Below are 20,223 nucleotides of genomic sequence, written 5' to 3' on the forward strand. Positions count from 1 at the left end.
TCGCCTACTGGCTTATCCCGTCTATCTTACACCAGATCGGAGAGGGGTTTCAAAATGCGAGCGCCTCAGCAGCTGGAACGGATTGGCTCCGGTCCCTTTGCCGGAAGGCATCGCTCCGGGCACTCCGTCGGACTCGAGCAGCGGAACGACGATCTGCTTGAGCGGCCACTCCTCGCTTTCGAAAATGGCGCGCTCGAGGCGGCCTCGATCCTGCTCCGGCAGCCCGGCAGCGGCGAATGCCTTGCGCCAGGCGCTCTCGGTCGAGCGCCACAGCCGCCGCTCCGGAATGCCGTATGCGGCGGCCAGCGATTCCAGGATGGACGCCAGATTGACTTGCGTGCCGAGCGACTGCACATAAAAGATCAGCTTTTCCGGCGTCTCGTTGTACAGGCTGTTGGAGTAGCCGGGACGGATGCGGTAGAGCGGGTCGCCGATGCCGTGCCGCTCGAGATAAGCCGGATGCAGCCGCACGGAGTCGTGGTCGCGGAACAGCAGGCCGTGCGGACGATTGCCGCTCAGCACCAGGCAGCAGTTCTGGCCGTGGATCTCCGGCACGATGCCTATCTTGAACAGGCGCATGACGATGTCGTAGAACAGCTCGGCCGTTTCTTCGTAGAAGGCGGCCGCTTCCTCCGCGGATACGTCCTTTCCGAGCAGCTCCGAGAGGAAATGGCCCTCCTTCCTCTGCACGCCGAGCGATGCCATCGGCACGGCTCTGCGGCCCTCGGCCAGCGCCTCCGCCGGCAGCTTGCGGATCTGCGCGGCGAGATGGCGGGGGCGGTCGTCGAACAGCCCCATCGGCTCCGGCAAGAACCCCCACCAGTTGCGCTCCTCGCACAAGAAGACGCGGTCCGCCAGCGCCGCGTCCCGGGCGAGCGCCTCGCGGAACATCCGCTCGCCCGCCAGTCCGTTCAGCAGCTTGACGACCGGCAAGTAGCGGGCGGCGCCGAGCGACAGGACGCTGAGCGGCAGCTTGAGCATCCGCTCCGGATCGTCCGGCGAGGCGAACGTCCGGATCGAGGAGGTCGCGAGGAAGCGGCCCGCCTCGACGTCCAGCACGACGATCGTCCCGTCGGCTATCTCGTCTCCGAATTCGGGCTTGATCTTGTGCTCCAGCTGCCAAGGATGAACGGGCAGCGCCATGTAGCCGGCTTCCGACAGCCGCCTGTGCGCCAGCTCGGCCTCCACAGCGGCTCTTTCCCGCCCGTCGAGCAGATCGAGCGGCTCGGCCTCGTCCGCCAGGCTGCCCCGCTGGATGCTCTCCTGCTTGACCGCGACCCAGCGCATCGCGGCCGGCCGGCCGAACTCGGCCATGCAGGCGGCGTAGTCTTCATCCGACAAGCCGATTTTGGCCTTGGCGAGAGGGTGGAACGGACGGTCGCGCAGCGAAGCGATCCTCTCGCCTTTAAGCAGCCAGGCAAACGGCGTCTGCGGCGCGAAGCCGAGCGGCTCAGCCGTCCGTTCCAAGCTCAGCTCCAGCTGGCGAGCCGCGATGTCGAGCCCTTCCAGAAATTCGCTCGTCCCGCGCCTGGCGAACGCCTCCGGCGACAGGACGGCCCGGAACACGGCCTCGCATGCTTCCCGCGGCGAGGCCGTCTGCCTCCAGCCGCCTTCCCCGTTTCGGACATAGACCGGAGAAGCCGCATCCCACACATGCCGCTGCCGGATGCCCGGCTCGAACAGGAACCGGAGCGCTCCGTCATAGACGAGCGAGCTGCCGCTTCCGTTGAACAGCGGCGCCAGCTCCGGCCGAGCGGCGAGCGGGCCCGCGACGCGGTCATCGAGCGGAATGAGCTCCTCGAACAGCAGCGCATCCATCAGATCCTTCATGATCTGACGCTGCGCCTCGCTGCCCTCGATCGGAACCTTGGCCGTCTGCATCATCGTTTCCCCCTGTCAAATAGTGAAATTCCGGATGCGGATGACCTAAAAAATCATGATGCGAGATCGTCCAGCAGTAGGCTCCGGACTGCTCGAGCACGACCACGTCGCCGACCCGCAGCCTCTCTACGGAAGCGTCCGCATGCAGCCGGTCCTTCGGCGTGCACAGCTCGCCGGCGATCGTGACCAGCCCGCCCTCCACGGAGGGGCGCTCGAACGGATAGGGCCAGCGCTCCGAGCTCACGACATGGAACGGATGGTCATGCCCCCAGGAAGCAGGCAGCCGGTTGTGATGCGTCCCGCCCCGCACGACGGCGAAATGCCGTCCGTGCGAGCTCTTGATGTCGACGACCTCGGCAGCGTAGCAGCCGTAGTTCGCGACGATGAACCGGCCCGGCTCGAAAAACAGCTCCGTTTCTCCTAGACGGTCCTCGATGCCCCGCTCCCGCAGCAGGCCGGTGAACCGCTCCCAGTCGAAGCCCGGCGTCCCGTCGTACGTCACGCCGAAGCCGCCGCCGGCATTGAGGACGCGGATGTCGAGCCCGCGCGCCTTCCACTCCTCGGCTTTGGCCACGTACAGCTCGATCATGGCGGCATGCAGCTCGGCATCCGGATTGTTCGACAAGGAGTGGAAATGAAGTCCGCGGCAGAGGACGAACCGATTGTCCGGCGAACGGAGCAGGGCGAGCGCCTCCTCCAGATGCGATTCGTCCATTCCGAACGGACTCGGCCGTCCGCCCATGACAATCGCGGTCTGCGGCAGCTGCCCCGAGCTCAGGTTGACCCGCAGCAGCACCTCGACCGGCTGCCTCCGGCGGGCGGCGATCCAGATGATCTTGCGCAGCTCGAGCAGGCTCTCGACATGGAGATAGGCCACGCCGAGCTCCAGCGCCGCCTCCAGCTCGGCATCCTTCTTGCCCGGCCCGCCGAACAGGATGCGCGCCTCTGCGGACACCTCCCGCACTCGCCGCAGCTCCCCGATCGAAGCGACCTCGAAGCCGGCGACGACCGGCAGCAGCGCCTCGATCAGGCGCGGATCGGGATTCGCCTTGATCGCGTAGAACAGCTTGCCTTGACGCGGCAAGCCGGGCAGCAGGGACGAGGCATGCCGCCGGATGCCTTCGAGATCGTACACATAGGCGCAGACCGGATCGCTCTTCTGCCGCTGCCATTGCTGGATCAGCGCCTCCACTTGCCGCTTCATGAGCTCATCTCCGTTCCTGCCGCATAGTCCGCCTTCTTTTGCGCGTAGGCCCGAAACGCGGTGTTGCGGTCGTCGCCGAGCACGAAAATGCGCACGCCGCGCTCGCTCCACCGCCGATGGCCGTCCTTGCCACGCAGTACGGCCGCATAAGGGACGCCGCAAGCGACGGCGGCGGCATGCAGCTGGTCCAGCGCCGCCGCGACCGCCGGATGCTCGGTCTGCCACGGCACCCCGAGCGACTGCGAAAGGTCCGCCGCCCCCTCCAGCACAAAATCGACATGCGGAGCGCTCAAGATGTCCATGCTGCGGCGGACGCCCTCCGCGCTCTCGATCATCGGCACGATCATCAGCTCCTCGTTCGCCCGGACGATATAGTCGGTCAGCGGGTATTTGGCGAAATCGCCTGGACGGCCGCTGTTCAGGCTGCGCCTGCCGACCGGATGATAAAAGGCGTGCCGAACCGCCTCCTCCAGCTGCTCCGGCGCTTCCACGGCCGGGATGACGATTCCTTGGGCGCCGCAGTCGAGCGCCTTGAGGATCTCGATCCGATCCACCGCGGATATGCGGACGAGCGGCGTCAGATCGTGCAGCTCCGCCGCCCTCACCATATCCTCGACGGTCTCCCAATTCGTCGAGGCATGCTCCAGGTCGATGATGACGAAGTCGTAGTCCGCGCGACCGATCAGCTCCACGACGATCGGATGGGGAATCGAGACGAACAGTCCGCATGCCTGCTGCCCTTCCCGCAGCTTGGCCTTCAGCCGGTTCGGCCTCATGTCCCGAGCTCTTCTCTCGCCTGGCGAAGCGGGTTCGGAGCGGCGCGGAAGTACAGCTCGCCGTCGCCGTAAATGCGACGCTTCGTCATTTCCTCGATCCGCGCGTCATCTCCGAACAGGTCGAACATCCGGTATCGCTCCGCATGCTCCGGATGCCGGCGCTGATAGTCGGCGATCGCTTGCGCGACGCTTCTCCAAAACTCGCTCTCGCTCAGGCCGAATTCCTCCAGCGCCCAGCAGAGATCGGTCATGCAGATGAAAAAGAACGCATCATAGGCGTAATCGCGCACATCCTCCGCCGTCTGCGCCTGCAGGAACGAATAGCGGTTGAACTTGCGATGCGTCTCCGGCTCGGGATGCAGCGCCGGCTGCCAATCCGGCCGCAGCAGCTTGTCCGGGACGTAGCGCACCCCGTCATGCAGATCCTTTACGATGATCCGCTTGGGCAGCAGATCCTCCACGACGAGGATGATGTTCTGCGCATGGGATTCGAGAGCGATGCCATGGGCATACAGCAGATGCGCGATCGGCACGACGGCCGCCGCGATGAGCCGGCGGCTCCACCGCTCCACGCCGTGGCGCTCGATCGCTTCCCGGAGAAACGGCTCGCCGTTCTTCTGGCGCAGCAGCGCTGCGTTGAGCGGCCAGGCCTCCTCGCCCGGCTGCAGATGCTGTGACACATTTTGCCGAAAGATCGCTCCAAGCGTGCCGTAGGCGGTCCGATACTGCAGCGGCGGAAGCGCGTCGTAGCGGAACGATACGCCTCCCTCCTCCTTCAGCAGCCCGAACCCGGCGGCCTGCAGCACTTCGTCGCTGCTCGCGATGCGCTCCAGCCAGGCGCTGACGAGCGGAGCGTTCTGCGTCGTATGATGGGCCAGGATGCGGCTCGTCGACGTATTCGTCAGGCTCAGCGAAAGCTTGACATAGGAGGCATCCGTCCGCTCCCGGCTCGCCAGCGTGCGGATCGACTGCTGCGCCCGATAGCGGCCCTCCGCCGCGCCGAGCGGAACGATGTCGCCGCTCGCCAGCTGCTCGGCGAATACGTTCGGCAGCATGTTCTCGAGCTGCCAGGGATGGACGGGCACAAACGCGTAGCTCTTGTCCGAAGCGCCGCGCTCGCTCAGCGCGAGGGCGAACCGGCTCCTGTCGCCGGCCGTCAGATGCCGATCGTACAGCTCCTCCAGGGAGCGTCCCGGATAAAGCGCCGCATCGAGCAAGGCGGCGTTGACGGCGACCCATTGCAGCTGGATCGGCCGGTCGAATTCGGGTCCGTACTTCTCGTTGTCCTCCAGGCTGAAGCCAAGCCGCGACTTGTAGCTCGGATGATACGGATGCCCGTCCGCCATATGGCTCTCCAGCGCTTCATAGCGCCGCTCCGCGGCCGGAATTCGCTCGGCCTGCGCCGCTCTCGACTGGCTGTCCTTGACAAACGTCTCCGTCAGCTCGTGGAGGAAGCCGCTCAACCGGGATCCTTCCAGCCGATGCTGCAGCACCTCCTCCAGAAAGAGGTACAGGCTGAAGTCCGCCGCTCCTTCGCGGCGGATCGAGTTCGGGACGAGCCGGATCCGCCCGAAGCTCCGCTTCACATCCGCTTCGAACGAGTACCGGACCGCCGAGCCGTCCTCCTTGCGCCCGAGCAGCGTCCACTCTCTCCCGTCCCGCTGCGCCTGCAGCACTCCTTCGAACAAAAGAGCCTGCAGCGTCTGGCGCATCACTCTGTCCGCCACCTCGCCGGCGACGATCTCTGCTCTAGACAAGCTGCTTGTCTGCCGCATCCGCTACACTCCTTATCCGTCTCATTAAATTGTCTACCGGCACATAAGCCGGCGTCTCGCTCGTTCCGGCCAGGCAGCTCGCCATGTTCCGCTTGGCGAGGAACGTGTCCGCCGTCAGCAGATGCCGGACGAACGGCAGCTCGCCGCCCTTTCGCTCCAGCTCCCGCTCGAGAACGTCGCGGACGATTGCCCAGAACGATTTCTCGCTGCTGCACGTCGACGCGGACAGGGCGTGGATGAAGGAGCCGAGATGATTGACGATGAAATAATAGCTCGTGCGCGCCCAGGCGTCTTTTGTCTCATAAAAGAGCGGCCCTTGCGCGCCGGGGGCGGCGAGGCCGCGATCGACGCTCACGCCCTCCAGATCCCGGATCACGAACGAGCGGGGCATTCCGTCGCGGATGGAAAGCAGCGTATTTTGCAGATGGGCCTCGAAATGGATGCCCTTCTCCTCCGCGGCGCGCACGATCGGCAGCAGCGAGAGGTCCAAATACCGGCGGAACCACGCCTCCGCCTGCCCGCTGTCGATCAGCGAGGCCAGCAGCGGCTTGTCATCCCCGGCCTTCGTCTCGATCAGGCTGGACATGACGAACGTGCAGGAGGGATCGAACTCGATCGGGCGGTACGCGACCGCGAGCAGCGCGGTCAGCTCCTCCCGCGGCATCCGGCAGGCCGCGATTCCTTCCTCGTACGCCACCTGCGTATGAGGCTCTTGCTCGAAGCAGCCGCTTTGCAGCAAGTAGGACGCGGCATCCATCGTCCGTCGCATCTGCTCCCTCGTATTGACCCTCTTCATATTGGTGATCTGGACATCCAGCGCCAGCTTGATGTTGCAGCGCATCTCCGGCACATAGACAGTCCGCACCGACGAGGTCGGATGACAGAGCGGGCCGCACGGACCGAGAGGCACGATCTGGCGCTCCCGCACATACTCGCCCGTTTCCTCCAGCGACAGCACATGCTCGTACTGCCACGGATGGACCGGCAGCAGCCGGTAAAGCGAGGCCGATGCTCCAAGCTCCAGCGAAGCTTGCTCGACCGCTTGGAGCGGATCTGCGATGCGGGGCTTGCCCCCGATCCATTCCTCCTCGAACTTGTCGCTGCGCACCGCCATGTAGCACAGCCGGAACGAAGCCTTCAGCTCCGGACTGTAGCGCCGGACATCCGCCTCGCTAAAGCCGAGCACGCTTTTGGGAAACGGATGGAACGGATGTCCGTGCAGCAGCGACTGTTCGGAGGTGAGATAGCCGTCGGGCAGCGCCGACTCCGGCTGGCTCATGAACAGCGCCAGCGTCTGCCGGCTGCCCGCGACTTGCTGCAGGAACCGCTCCTGCAGGCGTCGATCGAGCGATGGAGCTTCCGCCGCCATCTCCTGCGCGATCCATCGCGCCAGCTCGGCGCTGTCGAGCGGCCGTCCGTCGTGCAGGAAGCTTTTGTACCGGTGCTCGCCGATGGCCGACCGGCGGACGAGCTTGCCGGCGAGCGTAATGCCGCTGGCCGGAAACGTTACCGAGTAGTCCAGCTCCGGCGTGACGAAAAACCGGGATGCTTGGCCGAACTCCCGGATATAACAGTTCAACAAGGTTCTGCATGTATGCCGGTTTGCCTCATTCTGGGCGTCATGCTGCCGATTCCCGAGCAATGACATCGACCTTCTTTCTTAGAATCGTCCGCAGCAGGGCGAATCGCCGGTTCGCGCCCCTAGACGGCCACTCGGCTCGCTTCAACGGCTTCGACGACCGACTTCTCGAAAATCTCCAGCACCGCGGCCGTCTCCTCCTCGGTAATCGTAAGCGGCGGCAGGAAGCGGAGCACGGCGGAACGCCTGCCGCCGGACTCGACGATCAAACCGTTCTGGAAGCATCGTTCCTGGATGCGCTCAGCGAGCTCCCCGCTCGGCGGATGATGGCCCAGCCCGTCCTTGGGCAGGCTCGGATCGACCATCTCCACGCCGATCATCAGCCCTCTCCCGCGGACGTCTCCGATCTCCTCGTACCGTGCCTTCAACCGTTCGAGCGCCTCAAAAAACTGCTTGCTGCGCTCGTTCACCTGATCCAGCACCCGGTGCTCCCGCATGTAGGCCAGCGTCGCCAGGCCCGCCGCCATGCCGAGCTGGTTGCCGCGGAACGTTCCGGTGTGGGCTCCCGCCTGCCAGCAGTCCAGCTCTTCCTTGTAGATGACGACCGACATCGGCAGGCTGCCGCCGATCGCTTTGGAACAGACGATCACATCGGGCACGATGCCGGCATGCTCGAATGAGAACATCTTGCCGGTCCGGCCGATGCCGGTCTGCACCTCGTCGATGATGAGCGGGATGCCCCGTTCGGCTGTCATGCGGCGCAGCTGCCGGAGCCACTCCAGATCGGCCGGGATCGATCCCCCTTCTCCCTGGACCGTTTCGACGATCACCCCGCACGGATCGGCGATGCCGCTCTCGCAGTCGTCCAGCAGATGCTCGATATAGTGGGCGCTGATGCGCGCCGTCATTCCGTTGCCGACGCCGAACGGGCAGCGGTACTCGTACGGGAAGGGAAGGAAGTGCACGTCGGGCAGCAGGCTGCGGAGCCTGCTTTTTTTGCTCAGGTTGCCGCTCATCGCCATCGTCCCTTGAGTCGATCCATGATAGCCCCCTTGAAAGGCCAGGATCGCTCCTCCGCCCGTCGCATGCTTGACCAGCTTGATGGCCGCTTCGACCGCATCCGCTCCCGTCGGCCCGCAAAACTGGATTTTGGCCGTATCCCGCATCTCCTCCGGCAGCAGCAGGAAAAGCTCGCTCATGAAGCGGACTTTGAGCGGAGTCGCCAGGTCCAGCGCATGCAGCGGAATCTGCTCGTCGAGCGCGCTGCGGATCGCTTCGACGACGACATCGGGATTATGGCCGAGAGCGAGCGTTCCTGCGCCCGCCAGGCAGTCGTAATAGGTTTTGCCTTCCAAGTCGGTGAGCAGGACGCCCTTTGCTTTCTGAATGACGAGCGGGAAGCGGCGAGGGTAGGATCTCGCCTGCGACTCCCGGTCGGCTTGCAGCCGCAAGTATTGTTGCTGCGTGCGGTCGGACATGAAGATCCCTCCTATTCTTCGAATAAATAGTCCAGGTAGATTCGGAATACGTCGATCGAATCGCCCGTCAGGAAAAGATGCGGATCAATCAGATCCGGCAGCGCGTTGACTTCTAGAATCCCTCCGTTTTCCGCCTCCAGCGGCGATGCAATGTCCTTGCAGCGAATATCGATGCCGGCGACGTCGAGCTCCAAAGCGCTCGCGGCCCGGGCGGCCGCCTCCGCTAGATGCGGATGGCAGTCGGCGGAGCGGTCCAGCACGATTTCGCGGATCGAATCCGCAGCGAGAGTCGAGTCCGGATAAAGCTCCAGCCTCTCCTCCTGGCCGAGCACGCTTGCCGGCCCGAGACCGCAGGCCCGCAGCCGCTCCATCACCGGCGCCGAGCCGAGATCGACCGGCTGGTAGGAGCCCTCTTGCCGATCGCCGGTCCGCGCCAGCTGAGCTTCATTCAGACGGCTCACGAGCTGCTCGATCGTCGCTTCTCCGTCGCCGATCAGGAAGGCCGGCACGTATTCCAGCACGCCGACGACGCGTCCTCCGATGACGACGATGCGGACGTCGGTGCCTTCCACATATTTCTGCAGCATCGCTTTGCCGCTATGCCGGAGCGCGCTCGCGACCGCTTCCTCGAGCTGAGCCCCGTCGGCGACGCGAAGCGTCACGCCGACGCTGTTGCTCGCATCCAGCGGCTTCACGACGATCGGACGATTTTCCGCCAGGAAGCGGGCGGCCTCTTCGCCATGGCCGGATACGACGACATAGTTCGGCACGGCAAGCCCATGGCGCCTGAGCAGCAGATTGGACGCCTCTTTGTTTTTCGCCAGCAGGCCCGCCATCAGCTTCATGCGATGCGATCGGGTCCGGTTCACGATCCGTTTTTTGCCCTGGCGCTCCAGCTCCAGAAATTCCTCGCTTCCTTCGAGAAGCGGCCGGCATGCTATGCCCATCTCCAATGCTTTCTGGTGAATGAAGCGATTTTGCGCGTTTTGATAACAGATATCCATCAAGCCCGCTCCTTCCCCATCGGCTGCATCTTATTGATAATGATTGATAATGATTTTCAATATCAAAAGACATAATCAGCATAAATCCGACCTCTGAAATTGTCAATATAGGAATAAAATACTAAAAAACGCCCTGCTGGTGAAAAAAGCAGGACGTTTTTCATAGTTGCCGGGTGCTTACATCACGCCGGAAGGCTGATGGTTGATTTTAGGACAGGTGGGGCAATAATCCTCGGGGTCATCGGAAGCCAGGTAATAGAAGCAGCATGTCTTGCGGATGCGGATCGGCTCCTCCGATGCGACCGTCGCCACCTTAGGACCATAATAGCGTCCGAGCGGGTTTTTTTTCTCTCCGAACAGATGCGGCGGGGCTTCGACCAGATAGGCCAGGTCGCTGCGGACGATCGCTTGCCGCTCCTCGTCGAGGCCTTCCAGGAAACGGTTTTCATAAAGCCAGAACACATAGATCGCGGCATTTTCCCAAAGCACCGCCTTGGATACCGGGACATAGGCGGAAATGGCGTTCCAGGCCCGGCTGATGTTATCCGCAAAAACAGAGGCGACGATCCGCTCTCGCCAAGCCTCTCTCTTCCCGGCCTCCGGCCGGTTCGCTTCCCATTTTTCGAGACGGATCCGAGGCAGCCAGGCGCTGCCTCTCCATACGGATTCGATATGGGCGTTCTCGATGGAATAGTCCAGTCCCTTGTCCATGGCGCTCATCGCGTACAAGCTGGAGGCGATCGTCAGGTAGCTGTATCGCTTGGCGAACAAGGAAGCGTTGGCCGCGATCGTCTGCCCTTCGAACACCTCCCCCGCCCGGCCGATATAGCCCAGGCACTTGTCGCGATCCAGCAGATCGAGCGCCGGCATGGAGAGACGCCTGTCCTCCGACGGCTCCAGCGCCAGACGGAATTCCTCCGTCAGCAGATCGATCTCATGCCGTTCATAATCGAAGCCCATCATCGCCCTCCTGACCAAATGTCATGCGCCGAGCCTCCGGCCCTTGCCATGGGGCACGCATAGCGGCGTGCCGTACAGCGGATCTTCGATCACATCCGCCTGCAGGTTGAATACCGCTTGAATCATGTCCGACGTCACGACGTCCTCCGGCTTGCCCTGCACATAGACGGCCTGATCGCGAAGCGCGACCAGATGATGGGCATAACGGCAAGCCAGATTCAGATCATGCAGCACCGCGACGATCGTGCGCCCCTCCTCGACGTTCAGCCGGTAGAGCAGATCGAGCACCTCGATCTGATGCGTGACGTCCAAATAAGTGGTCGGCTCGTCCAAAAGGACGATGTCGGTGCCTTGAGCCAGCACCATCGCGATCCAGGCGCGCTGCCGCTGTCCGCCCGACAAGGAATCGACCGCGCGGTTGGCCAAGCCCGCCAGGCCGGTCGTCTCCAGCGCCCGGCTGACCTCACGCTCGTCTTCCTTGGACCATTGCTGCAGCCAAGACTGATACGGATAGCGGCCTTGCTTGACCAGCTGCAGCACGGTCAGCCCCTCGGGCGCGGTCGGCCCTTGCGGCAGCAGCGCCATCCGCTGCGCGACGGCTTTGGTCGGCAGCCGGGCGATGCTGGCTCCTTCCAGCAAGACGGTCCCCTGATAAGGCTTCAGCAAGCGGGCCATCGTGCGCAGCAGAGTGGACTTGCCGCAGCCGTTGCTGCCGATGAGGGCGGTGAACTTGCCCTTGTCGATCGTCAGGTTCATATCGGCAAAAATGGAGGTGTCTCCGTAGCGGACGGACAGTCCTTGCGTTTCCAGAGCATGCATGCGGCTCAGCTCCCCGCCCTTTATTTACCATTCACTTTAAGCGAGCTCCCCCTCCTTGTCAATGAGAATGATTATCAAAAAAAAACATTGCGAACCTGTTCCGTCTCGCCTAAAATGGATTCGGATGCCAGTTCGACCATTGATTTCATCTCAAGGAGGAACCCCATTGCTTTCCCGAATTCGATTGCTCATCCTAACCGCGGTCCTCGCGGCAGCATCGCTCCTGGCCAGCTGCAGCGCTTCGTCGGACCGCTATATCGACTCCCCCGCGTCTCCTGCTCCTGCGAGCTCGGAGCCGGCGGAGCCGCAGCCGAGCGAGCCGGCCGACGCGTCGGCAAGCGACAAGCCCGCGCCATCGGCGAGCCCTGCAGCGAGTCCCGCCGCGGATTCGACCGCATCCACGGAGCCGGCGCCCTCACCTTCCGCTTCTGCTTCTCCTTCCGCTTCTCCGTCGCCGGCTCCCGTCAAGAAGAAGGCCGAGCCTCCAAAAGCGGCGACGTCTAAAAAAGACAACGAGTCCGTCAACAAGGCCGCCGCCGGCTCCATCCTGAACAAAAGCGACAGCTCCGCCGCTGACGCCTCCGCCGGCTCCGCCGAGCTGAGCAAGTCTGTCGAGGAGGCGCGCGCTCAGGTCAAGCAGCTGAAGCAGGATGTCGAGGAGCAGGACGACGCCAAGATCCGTTCGACGGCCGCCAAGCTAAAAGCCGCCTGGACGAGCGTCGAGCCGGACGCGCGTGCAAGCTACGCCGAGGCCGCCGCCCTGATCCAGGAGAAGATGGACGGGCTGGATGAGCTGATCGGCGCCGACACGCTCGATTACGACTCCCTGCTGCGGCTGGACTACGAGCTGTACCAGACGTTCCGCCAGCTGGCCGATCAAGCCGCTCCGCGCTAGCCTGACGCGGAGCTTGCCGCCCCATATGGAAGCAGCTTAGTCATTTTTCCATTTTATCCTTGACAAGTTTATCCACTGGCTCGATAATGATAATCGTTATCAATATAGGTCCAGCAACCAACCGAAAGGCAGGTCTTGTTTTCCATGATAAAGCTTCGTTTTCGCTCCATCGCTTTAGCGCTTTCCCTCTTTGTCGCGGCCGTTTCCATTCCCGCGACCGGCACGGCCGCAGCCGCCCCGATCCAGGTCAAAGTGGACGGCTCCACGCTTCGCTTCGACGTCCCTCCCCAAATCATCAACGGAACGACGATGGTCCCTTACAGCGCGATCGTCTCCAAGATCGGCGCCAAGCTGAGCCTCGACTCGCAGACCAAAACGCTTAAAGTCAGCCGCGGCGCGAAGTCCGTCCAGCTGAAGCTCGGCAGCAGCCAGGCTGCGGTGGACGGAAAAACCGTGACGCTCGGCGCCAAGGTCGTCGAGAAGGACGGCCGCACGCTCGTCCCTCTCCGCTTCCTGGGCGAAGCCTTCGGCCTCTGGGTGAACTGGAACGGCAGCTCCAAGACGGCATCGATCGAGACGAAGCGGACGATCCAGCATGCCATGGGCGAAACGACGTTGACTTCCGTTCCGAAACGCGTCGTCGTGCTGTTCAACGGAATGGTCGACATCTCGCTCACCCTCGGCGTGAAGCCTGTCGGAGCGGTCGAATCGTGGGTCCAGCAGCCGTGGTACCACTATCTGAGATCCGACATGAGCGGGGTCAAAAGCCTCGGCACCGAGCTCCAGCCGAACCTGGAGGCGATCGTCGCCCTGAAGCCCGACCTGATCATCGGAGCCAAGACGCGGCATGAGAAGATCTACGGCCAGCTCAGCAAGATCGCCCCGACCGTATTCGCGGACCAGCTGTTCGAGTGGAAGTCCAACATGGAATTCGTGTCGAAAGCGCTGAACAAAGAAAGCGTCTATGACGCGTTCATGAGCGACTGGAACAAAAAGGTCGCCACCTTCAAAGCCAAAGTCGGCAGCGCCAGCAAGAACGAGGTGTCCATCGTCCGCTTCTACGACGACAACAGCGCCCGCATCTACAATACCGGCTTCGCCGGCGACATCCTGAAGGAGCTCGGCCTGAGCCGTCCGAAAGTCCAGACGGAAAGCGGAAAGGTGTTCCTGGACGTCGCTTCGCAGGAGCAGATTCCGCTCATGGACGGCGACATCATCTTCGACATCACCTCCAGCAATCACGGCGGAGAAGAATTCAAGACGCAGGAAGAATGGCAGAAAAACGCTCTGTGGACCAATCTGAGAGCAGTGAAAAACAACAAGTACTACAAGGTCAACGATATTACATGGAATATGTCCGGCGGCGCCACCGCCGCAAAAATGATGCTCGACGACTTGTACTTCTACTATGACATTTAACCGGATTCAACTCCTGCTCGAGAAAAAGCAGCGATACTCAAAAGAATGGGCGAATCCGCCCATTCTTTTGCATGTCGCGGAACTGGGGCCGCTGCCATGAACCTCTCCTCCAACCGGTCGAAAGCGGCCGGACTCGCGCTCGGAGCGCTCCTTCTCCTGGGCTGCCTGCTGCTGAGCCTGGCCTACGGATTCACGGCGATTCCCGTCAAGGACGTCGTGCGTTCGTTCCTTCACTTCGACGAAAGCTCGAACGCCCATATCATCGTGCAGACCTCGCGCGTTCCGCGGGCGCTGACGGCCGCCGCAGTCGGAGCATGCCTCGCGGTCAGCGGCACGCTCATCCAGGGCCTGACGAGGAATCCGCTCGCCGACGCGAGCATACTCGGCATCAATTATGGCGCGTCCTTCGCCATCGTGCTGGCCGTGACGCTGCTGTCCGTCTCCTCCTTGCCGCTGCTGACGCTGCTCTCCTTCTCCGGAGCGGCCATCGCCGCTGCCGCCGTCTACGCGCTCGGATCGCTCGGCAAGGACGGGCTGACGCCGCTCAAGATCATTCTCGCCGGCGCCGCGCTCGGCGCGTTGTTCTCGTCGTTTACCCAAGGCATGCTCGTGCTGGACGAGCAAGGACTGAACGAGGTCATCTTCTGGCTGACCGGCTCGGTCGCCGGGCGCTCCTTCGACATGCTGAAGGCCGTCCTGCCGGTCATGGGCTGCGGCTGGGCAGGCTCGCTGCTGCTCGCGCGCCATATGAACGTGCTGACGATGGGCGACGATGCCGCGCAAGGCCTCGGCCAGCGGACGGCGTTCGTGAAGCTCGGCACCGGCCTCGTCATCGTCGCGCTCGCCGGAAGCTCGGTCGCGGTCGCCGGGCCGATCGGCTTCATCGGACTCGTCATTCCCGTCATCGCCCGCTTCTTCTCCGGCAACGACTATCGCTGGATGGTGCCTTACAGCGCCGTGCTGGGAGCGATCCTCGTCGTCGCGGCGGATGTGGCCGGGCGCTTCATCATCCAGCCGGAAGAGCTCCCCGTCGGCGTCATGACCGCCATGATCGGCATCCCCGCCTTCATCGCCATTGCAAGGAAAGGGGGAATCGAACGATGAAGCCGCTCAAGCCCGTTCGCTTCGAACGGCTCCCGATCTCGTTTTTCCTCGACCCGAAAGCATTGGTCTTGACGGTCGGGCTCGCCGTCGCCTGCGTCGCCGCGATGCTGCTTTCCGCCGGACTCGGCGACATGCGCCTGCATCCGCTGGAGGTGATCCGGGCGCTGTTCGGATTCGGCACGGAGGAGCATCGGCTGGTCGTGCAGGAGCTCCGGCTGCCCCGCATCGCGGCGGCCTTTCTCGTCGGGGCGTCGCTGGCTGTCGCGGGCGCGATCCTGCAGGGCATCATCCGCAATCCGCTCGCCTCGCCCGACATCATCGGCATTACGAGCGGGGCGACGCTTGCGGCTGTCCTTTTCATCAGCGTCCTCAGCAGCACCGTCAGCATCGTCTGGCTGCCGCTTGCGGCTATGCTTGGAGCAGGCTGCACGTCCCTGCTCGTTTATTTTCTCGCCTGGAAGCAAGGCGTGACGCCGATCCGTCTCGTGCTCGTCGGGATCGGAATCAACTTTCTGCTCGGCTCGACGACCAAGGTCATCCTGCTCAAAAGTCCGATGTATACCTCTTCCCAGGCATTCGTCTGGATTACAGGCTCGGTGTACGGCTCCGATTGGGGCATCGTCCTGCTCATCCTGCCCTGGGCGGCGGCGTTCATCCCGCTGGCCTTCGTTTATTCGCGGCAGGTCAACATCCTCCAGCTCGGCGACGACATGGCGGCGGGAGCCGGCAGCCGGGTCGGCCGCCAGCGCTTCCTCCTGCTGATGCTGAGCGTGGCGCTTGCGGGAGCCGCCGTATCGGTCGGAGGCGCGATCTCCTTCATCGGCTTGATCGCTCCCCATATGGCGCGCAAGCTCGTCGGCTCCTCCTTCGGCAGCATGATGCCGATCTCCGCGTTGATCGGCGGCTTGATCGTCGTCGCCAGCGACACGATCGCCCGCACGCTGTTCCTTCCCTACGACATTCCGGTCGGCGTGTTCACTGCCGGCGTCGGAGCGCCTTTTTTCATTTATTTGCTGTATCGCAGCCGAAATGCCTGATCAGAAAAGGAGATGCCCCAAGCCGCGCTTGGGGCATCTCCTTTGATTTACAACGAAGCTCGCTCCCGCGCCAGGAACGCCTCGATCTCGTCCCTGGACGGGATCGAGCCTTGCGCTCCCGGCCGCGTGACGGCGATCGCCGCCGCAGCGGCGGCGAACCGCAGCGCCGCCTCCGTATCGGTCCCGGCGGCGGAAGCGGCGGCGAATGCGCCGATGAACGTATCCCCCGCCGCCGTCGTATCGACCGCCTCCACCGCATAGGCGGGCACGGACAGCCGCTCCCCGGCCGCATCCGCGCACAAGCAGCCCTGCTCGCCGAGCGTGACGACGACGCGGCGAGCGCCGCGCGCCAACAGCTCGGCCGCGGCCCGGTCCGGCACCGGCAGCCCGCTGACGGCGGCCGCCTCCGTCTCGTTGACGATGATCGTATCGAGCAGCGGCAGCAGCTCGGCCGGAACCTCCCGCGCCGGAGCCGGGTTCAGCCAGACGCGCACGCCGGCCTCGCCGGCCGACCGGATGAGCGCTTCGTTCGTCTCCCACGGAATCTCGTTCTGGAGCAGCACGGCGTAGACGCCGCGCCAGTCCGCCTCGGCGAGCGCATCCTCGGCCGTCAGCAGGCCGTTTGCTCCAGCCGACAGCACGATATGGTTCTCTCCGCCCTCGTTGACGGTGATGATCGCCAGTCCCGACGTCCCGTCCTTGGTCAGCACCGACTGCACGCCGACGCCGGCATCCTCCAGCGAGGCGACGAGCGCGTCGCCGAACGGATCGCCGCCGACCGCTCCGAGCATCGAGCAGGCCGCTCCCGCCTTGGCTGCCGCCGCGGCTTGGTTGGCGCCCTTGCCGCCCGCATGATACGACGTGCCGCGTCCGGAGATCGTCTCGCCCGGCTCGGGAAATCGAGCGACGCGGCTGACGATATCCATGTTGATGCTGCCGGCGACGAGGATCCGGCTCCCGCCGGACGCCTGCCGGCTCAAGGCCGCCCCTTGGCAGACCCCGTCCGCACCGACACGCGGCTGATCGCCCGCTCGCCGCCATCGAGGCAGGCGAAGCCGAACATGCCGTAGCCGAACGAGTCGTCGCGGCATTCCAGCACCGTTTTGCCGTCGATCTCGAGCTTGAACGCATCCTGCTCGGCGACCAGCCTCATCCGGTACTCGCGGCCGAGCTCCCAGTCGAACTTCGCCGTGATGAGCCGGCTCGTCCCGAAGTCCTGCTTGATGAACGACACGGTGTTCGGCCCGTCGAAGCCGGCCAAATAGTGGCGCTTGACGCCCTGGGCCCGGACAGCCAGCAGATGGCTCGTTCCTTCCAGCGGCTGCACCGTCGCCTCCACCGAGAGGTCGCGCTCGTAATAGTTGCCCGAGAACGAAGCCGCGTCGCTCTGTGCCCGGCCGATCATGCGCCCGCCCTCCAGCCTCCACTCGCCCCGATGATGCGCGAACGGCGTAATCGAGCCGAACTCCTTGGCCTGCTTGGCGAAGTCGATCTCATAGGCCGCCGCTCCGGCGACTCCGAAGCGCCCGATGAACAGGCTGCCGAGCGCCCGATCCGTGAGCGGCGACGGACTTTCCAGCACCCAGCCGATCTCGTCGATGAGCGCTCCGTCCGTATCGGGCAGGACGAACGACAGCTCGTTCCAGGCCCCGTTCTCCAGCGGGCGCGGCTCCAGCAGCAGCTCCTCTTTCGTGGCCGAATTCCGCACATAAGGCGTCAGGATGATCGGCTCTCCTTCCCACTGATCGACATAAACGGAGGCGGACGCCGTCTGCCCGCTGACCGCCAGCGGAGCGAACGTCGGCTTGTACTTCTCGTCGTTGAACTCCTCCCGGCGATAGAACGGCTTCCAATAAATATGGCTGCGGTCCCCGGCGACGAGACGGTCGAAGACGATTTCCAGCGAGCCTCCACCAGGCTGCAGCGCCTGGCGGACGGAGTGGCGGACGACCGGCGTCTTGAACGGATTGGAGGTGCGGAAGCCGTGCGTCGAGCCCGGCAAGCCGAAGTCGAACTGCACGTCGCCCGGCCTGAAGCTGTCGGCCAGCTGCTGCGGAGCCTCTTCTCCGTTCAGCCGATAGCCGAGCAGCGCCAGCTCCTTGGCGAACGTCGGGAAGTCGACGACATTGAGGTAGCCCGACACGCTGGAGGCGACGATGAAATCGTTGATCGGGGCGCGGTAATGCGCCGGTATGCCGTCGAGGCCGGCGAATGCGCCGAGGATGGAGCCGACGTTGCCGGCGTTGCAATCCGTATCCCAGCCGCACATCGAGGCGATCTCCACGGTGCGAGCGAAGTCGCCGCCGCCGTAGAGCAGCGCGAGCGCGCATACGCCGGCGTTGGGGATGATATGGCAGACCCCGCCATACTTGTCGTAGCCCCAGCGGTCCTCGAGATGCTGGCGGCATGCCGCCCAGTCGTCCGGATGGTCGCGGTGGAAGTCCAGCACGGCATGGACGACGCGCGCATAGGTCGACTCCGCCGGTATTTGCCGCAATCCGGCGGCGACGATGTCCGCGATTGAAGCCGCTCCGAACGCCGCCGCGATCGCGGCCGCCATGAAGCGGGCTCCGTAAAGGCCGTTGCCGTCATGAGAGACGCTCGCGGCCTTCTCCGCGTAGTCCGCCGCCCGCTCCGGATCGCCGGGAAAAAGCAGTCCCCAAGAGTCGATGAAGATCTGGCCGCCGATCTGCTCGGCCATCTCCAGCCCGTTCGTCTCGATGGAGCCCGACGCCGGCGCGGCCATGCCTTTGCTCAGGTTGACATACGCCCGATGCTCGGTGCTGATGTCCTCGCCGCCCCACCAGAACATGCCGATGCCCTCGCGCGCATAATTGAGCCAGGCGCGGCCGACATCCTCGGCCGTCAGCTCTCTGCCCTTGGCGTCGTCGTACAGCGCGCGGATGAAAAACACCGGGCCGTTGGCGTCGTCGTCCGCCGCGAACGTCCGATACGGCTTGACGTAGCCGCGGATATCTCCGTATACGTCCCGGATGCGCTCGTACGTCCAGGCGACCGGCTCGATCGGGGCGCCGAGTCGGATGCCGACGTTCATGCCGATGAAGCTGGCGTACACCGTTTCCAGATAGCGGTTCGGAATCATCGCCGCGCCTCCTCTCCCAAGCAGCCGATGCCGGCCAGCAGCCGCCGCCGCGTCGCGGCCGCCTCCATGTCCTGCCGGATGATGGCCGCGGCCGTCTCGGCGAACCGGTCGGCGATGTCCAGCAGGTCGAGCCGGTTGACCCGGTCGAGCTGCTCGATGTCTCCCGGCTCGATGACCTCCGCGCCGTGCATCGCGCCGAGGATGACGCCGGCCATGACGCCGATGGAGTCGGTATCCCGGCCCGAGTTGATGCCGTCGAGGATCGAGCGGTAATAGTCGCCCTCGTTCAGCACGATATAGGCGAGCGCGAGCGGCAACTCCTCGATCGAGCGCAGCCGGCTCGGCGTGTAGTGGTCGCTCGGCACGCCGACCTTGTCGATATGCCGGCTGACGTCGTCGCCCATCGGCGAGTACTTGGCGATGATGCGGTGGAACACGGCGACGACGGCATCGCGGTCGTCCCGCCGGGCGCGCAGGCTGCGCGCCGCGGCCGCCAGCTCCTCGATCGCCGCTCTCGTCCCGTCCTTGGCCAAAGACAGCGCCGTGCCGACGATGTCGTCGACCGTCGCCCCCGGCTCGAACGCCTTGGCGACGCAGGCCGCCAGCACGCCGGCCGCCTCCAGGCCGTAGCTGCTCTGATGGCCCATGGCGAATAGGATCGCCTCGTCGTAGGCGCCTTTGGGATTGCCGGCGTTGACGACGCCGATCGGGGCGATGTACATCGCCGCCCCGCAGTTCACCATGTTGCCGAGGCCGCCTTCGCGCGGCTCGGCGTTCGCCAGCACATGGCGCAGGAAGATCTGCTTTTCCGGGTAGAACAAGCGGTCCATGATGAACGTCTCGCGGTCCAGCTCAGGCACGAACGTCTTGCGGAAAGCGATCTCTTTGACGAACTCGCGGCCCATGTCATAGGCGTCCAGATGCCGTCCCTCGGCCTGGTACGTCCGGATCAGCGCGTTCGTCATCAGCGTATCGTCGGTGACGATGCCGTCGCCGCGCACCCGGCCGAGCCGCATGTCCTCGGGCAGGTCCATCTTATGCCATCTCGTCATCAGCGACTCGACCCGGCCGTATCTCGACTTGATCTCCCCGTACGTCAGCTTCTCGACCGGAGCGCCCATGGCGTCTCCGAGAGCGGTCGAGACGACCACTCCTCTTACCCGACTGCGAAATGAAGTCATGGCTGCAG

16 protein-coding genes are annotated in these 20,223 nt (G+C 64.2%); 4 read left to right on the forward strand and 12 right to left on the reverse strand.

Features of this window, described 5'->3' with window-relative positions:
- Positions 1–21: 21 nt before the first annotated feature.
- The 9 genes from B8V81_RS03895 to B8V81_RS03935 all read right to left on the reverse strand — a co-directional run bounded on the left by B8V81_RS03895 (position 22) and on the right by B8V81_RS03935 (position 11,476).
- Positions 22–1,884, reverse strand: a complete 1,863-nt coding sequence (locus B8V81_RS03895) for an IucA/IucC family protein (RefSeq protein WP_240478898.1) — start codon at positions 1,882–1,884, stop codon at positions 22–24.
- Positions 1,778–3,085, reverse strand: coding sequence for a type III PLP-dependent enzyme (locus B8V81_RS03900; protein WP_101807784.1), 1,308 nt, complete (start codon positions 3,083–3,085; stop codon positions 1,778–1,780). Before B8V81_RS03900 ends, B8V81_RS03895 begins: the two co-directional genes overlap by 107 nt.
- Complete coding sequence (locus tag B8V81_RS03905; RefSeq protein WP_028597079.1) at positions 3,082–3,861, reverse strand: HpcH/HpaI aldolase family protein; 780 nt, start codon at positions 3,859–3,861, stop codon at positions 3,082–3,084. The genes B8V81_RS03900 and B8V81_RS03905 overlap by 4 nt, the downstream gene beginning before the upstream one ends.
- Positions 3,858–5,618 (reverse strand): IucA/IucC family protein, encoded by a 1,761-nt coding sequence (locus tag B8V81_RS03910; RefSeq protein WP_228551568.1) that lies wholly within the window; start codon positions 5,616–5,618, stop codon positions 3,858–3,860. The genes B8V81_RS03905 and B8V81_RS03910 overlap by 4 nt, the downstream gene beginning before the upstream one ends.
- A complete protein-coding gene (locus tag B8V81_RS03915; RefSeq protein WP_228551570.1) occupies positions 5,611–7,215 on the reverse strand; it encodes an IucA/IucC family protein in 1,605 nt (534 codons plus the stop codon). Before B8V81_RS03915 ends, B8V81_RS03910 begins: the two co-directional genes overlap by 8 nt.
- Positions 7,216–7,337: 122 nt before the next feature.
- The gene (locus B8V81_RS03920; protein ID WP_028597082.1) at positions 7,338–8,693 is read right to left on the reverse strand and encodes a diaminobutyrate--2-oxoglutarate transaminase; all 1,356 of its coding nucleotides are present in this window, start codon (positions 8,691–8,693) and stop codon (positions 7,338–7,340) included.
- An 11-nt stretch (positions 8,694–8,704) separates the two neighbouring features.
- On the reverse strand, positions 8,705–9,640 hold the full coding sequence (locus tag B8V81_RS03925; RefSeq protein WP_164820145.1) for an ATP-grasp domain-containing protein: 936 nt from the start codon (positions 9,638–9,640) through the stop codon (positions 8,705–8,707).
- Between the two features lie 234 nt (positions 9,641–9,874).
- Positions 9,875–10,660: an IucA/IucC family C-terminal-domain containing protein gene (locus B8V81_RS03930; RefSeq protein WP_084136494.1), complete on the reverse strand. Its 786-nt coding sequence runs from the start codon at positions 10,658–10,660 to the stop codon at positions 9,875–9,877.
- Between the two features lie 18 nt (positions 10,661–10,678).
- Positions 10,679–11,476: an ABC transporter ATP-binding protein gene (locus B8V81_RS03935; protein WP_028597085.1), complete on the reverse strand. Its 798-nt coding sequence runs from the start codon at positions 11,474–11,476 to the stop codon at positions 10,679–10,681.
- Between the two features lie 166 nt (positions 11,477–11,642).
- Between B8V81_RS03935 and B8V81_RS03940 the strand changes: the two genes are divergently transcribed.
- The 4 genes from B8V81_RS03940 (at position 11,643) to B8V81_RS03955 (ending at position 15,931) form a co-directional block, all read left to right on the forward strand.
- The gene (locus B8V81_RS03940; protein ID WP_127464469.1) at positions 11,643–12,371 is read left to right on the forward strand and encodes a hypothetical protein; all 729 of its coding nucleotides are present in this window, start codon (positions 11,643–11,645) and stop codon (positions 12,369–12,371) included.
- Positions 12,372–12,515: 144 nt separating this feature from the next.
- Entirely contained in the window at positions 12,516–13,790 is a 1,275-nt protein-coding gene (locus B8V81_RS03945) for a stalk domain-containing protein (protein ID WP_052332859.1), read from the forward strand.
- 96 nt (positions 13,791–13,886) lie between these two features.
- Complete coding sequence (locus B8V81_RS03950) at positions 13,887–14,894, forward strand: FecCD family ABC transporter permease (RefSeq protein WP_028597087.1); 1,008 nt, start codon at positions 13,887–13,889, stop codon at positions 14,892–14,894.
- Positions 14,891–15,931, forward strand: coding sequence for a FecCD family ABC transporter permease (locus B8V81_RS03955; RefSeq protein ID WP_028597088.1), 1,041 nt, complete (start codon positions 14,891–14,893; stop codon positions 15,929–15,931). The genes B8V81_RS03950 and B8V81_RS03955 overlap by 4 nt, the downstream gene beginning before the upstream one ends.
- A gap of 47 nt (positions 15,932–15,978) precedes the next feature.
- Here B8V81_RS03955 and rbsK read toward each other — a convergent pair whose 3' ends face one another.
- The 3 genes from rbsK to B8V81_RS03970 are packed head-to-tail and all read right to left on the reverse strand — an operon-like array spanning position 15,979 to position 20,215.
- Positions 15,979–16,911: a ribokinase gene (gene rbsK / locus B8V81_RS03960; protein ID WP_280522968.1), complete on the reverse strand. Its 933-nt coding sequence runs from the start codon at positions 16,909–16,911 to the stop codon at positions 15,979–15,981.
- Positions 16,908–19,034, reverse strand: coding sequence for an ADP-ribosylglycohydrolase family protein (locus B8V81_RS03965; protein ID WP_101807786.1), 2,127 nt, complete (start codon positions 19,032–19,034; stop codon positions 16,908–16,910). Before B8V81_RS03965 ends, rbsK begins: the two co-directional genes overlap by 4 nt.
- Complete coding sequence (locus B8V81_RS03970; protein WP_101807787.1) at positions 19,031–20,215, reverse strand: ADP-ribosylglycohydrolase family protein; 1,185 nt, start codon at positions 20,213–20,215, stop codon at positions 19,031–19,033. The genes B8V81_RS03965 and B8V81_RS03970 overlap by 4 nt, the downstream gene beginning before the upstream one ends.
- Positions 20,216–20,223 lie beyond the last annotated feature (8 nt).

Source organism: Paenibacillus pasadenensis, assembly GCF_002864175.1.
GTDB lineage: Bacteria > Bacillota > Bacilli > Paenibacillales > Paenibacillaceae > Paenibacillus_O > Paenibacillus_O pasadenensis.

What these genes read in the sequence shown, in the direction of transcription:
- B8V81_RS03935 (WP_028597085.1), bottom strand. Translation starts at nt 11,476, where the DNA reads ATGCATGCTCTGGAAACGCAAGGACTGTCCGTCCGCTACGGAGACACC.
- B8V81_RS03920 (WP_028597082.1), bottom strand. Translation starts at nt 8,693, where the DNA reads ATGTCCGACCGCACGCAGCAACAATACTTGCGGCTGCAAGCCGACCGG.
- B8V81_RS03955 (WP_028597088.1), top strand. Translation starts at nt 14,891, where the DNA reads ATGAAGCCGCTCAAGCCCGTTCGCTTCGAACGGCTCCCGATCTCGTTT.
- B8V81_RS03900 (WP_101807784.1), bottom strand. Translation starts at nt 3,085, where the DNA reads ATGAAGCGGCAAGTGGAGGCGCTGATCCAGCAATGGCAGCGGCAGAAG.
- B8V81_RS03930 (WP_084136494.1), bottom strand. Translation starts at nt 10,660, where the DNA reads ATGATGGGCTTCGATTATGAACGGCATGAGATCGATCTGCTGACGGAG.
- B8V81_RS03905 (WP_028597079.1), bottom strand. Translation starts at nt 3,861, where the DNA reads ATGAGGCCGAACCGGCTGAAGGCCAAGCTGCGGGAAGGGCAGCAGGCA.
- B8V81_RS03970 (WP_101807787.1), bottom strand. Translation starts at nt 20,215, where the DNA reads ATGACTTCATTTCGCAGTCGGGTAAGAGGAGTGGTCGTCTCGACCGCT.
- B8V81_RS03950 (WP_028597087.1), top strand. Translation starts at nt 13,887, where the DNA reads ATGAACCTCTCCTCCAACCGGTCGAAAGCGGCCGGACTCGCGCTCGGA.
- B8V81_RS03925 (WP_164820145.1), bottom strand. Translation starts at nt 9,640, where the DNA reads ATGGGCATAGCATGCCGGCCGCTTCTCGAAGGAAGCGAGGAATTTCTG.
- B8V81_RS03965 (WP_101807786.1), bottom strand. Translation starts at nt 19,034, where the DNA reads ATGATTCCGAACCGCTATCTGGAAACGGTGTACGCCAGCTTCATCGGC.
- B8V81_RS03895 (WP_240478898.1), bottom strand. Translation starts at nt 1,884, where the DNA reads ATGATGCAGACGGCCAAGGTTCCGATCGAGGGCAGCGAGGCGCAGCGT.
- B8V81_RS03945 (WP_052332859.1), top strand. Translation starts at nt 12,516, where the DNA reads ATGATAAAGCTTCGTTTTCGCTCCATCGCTTTAGCGCTTTCCCTCTTT.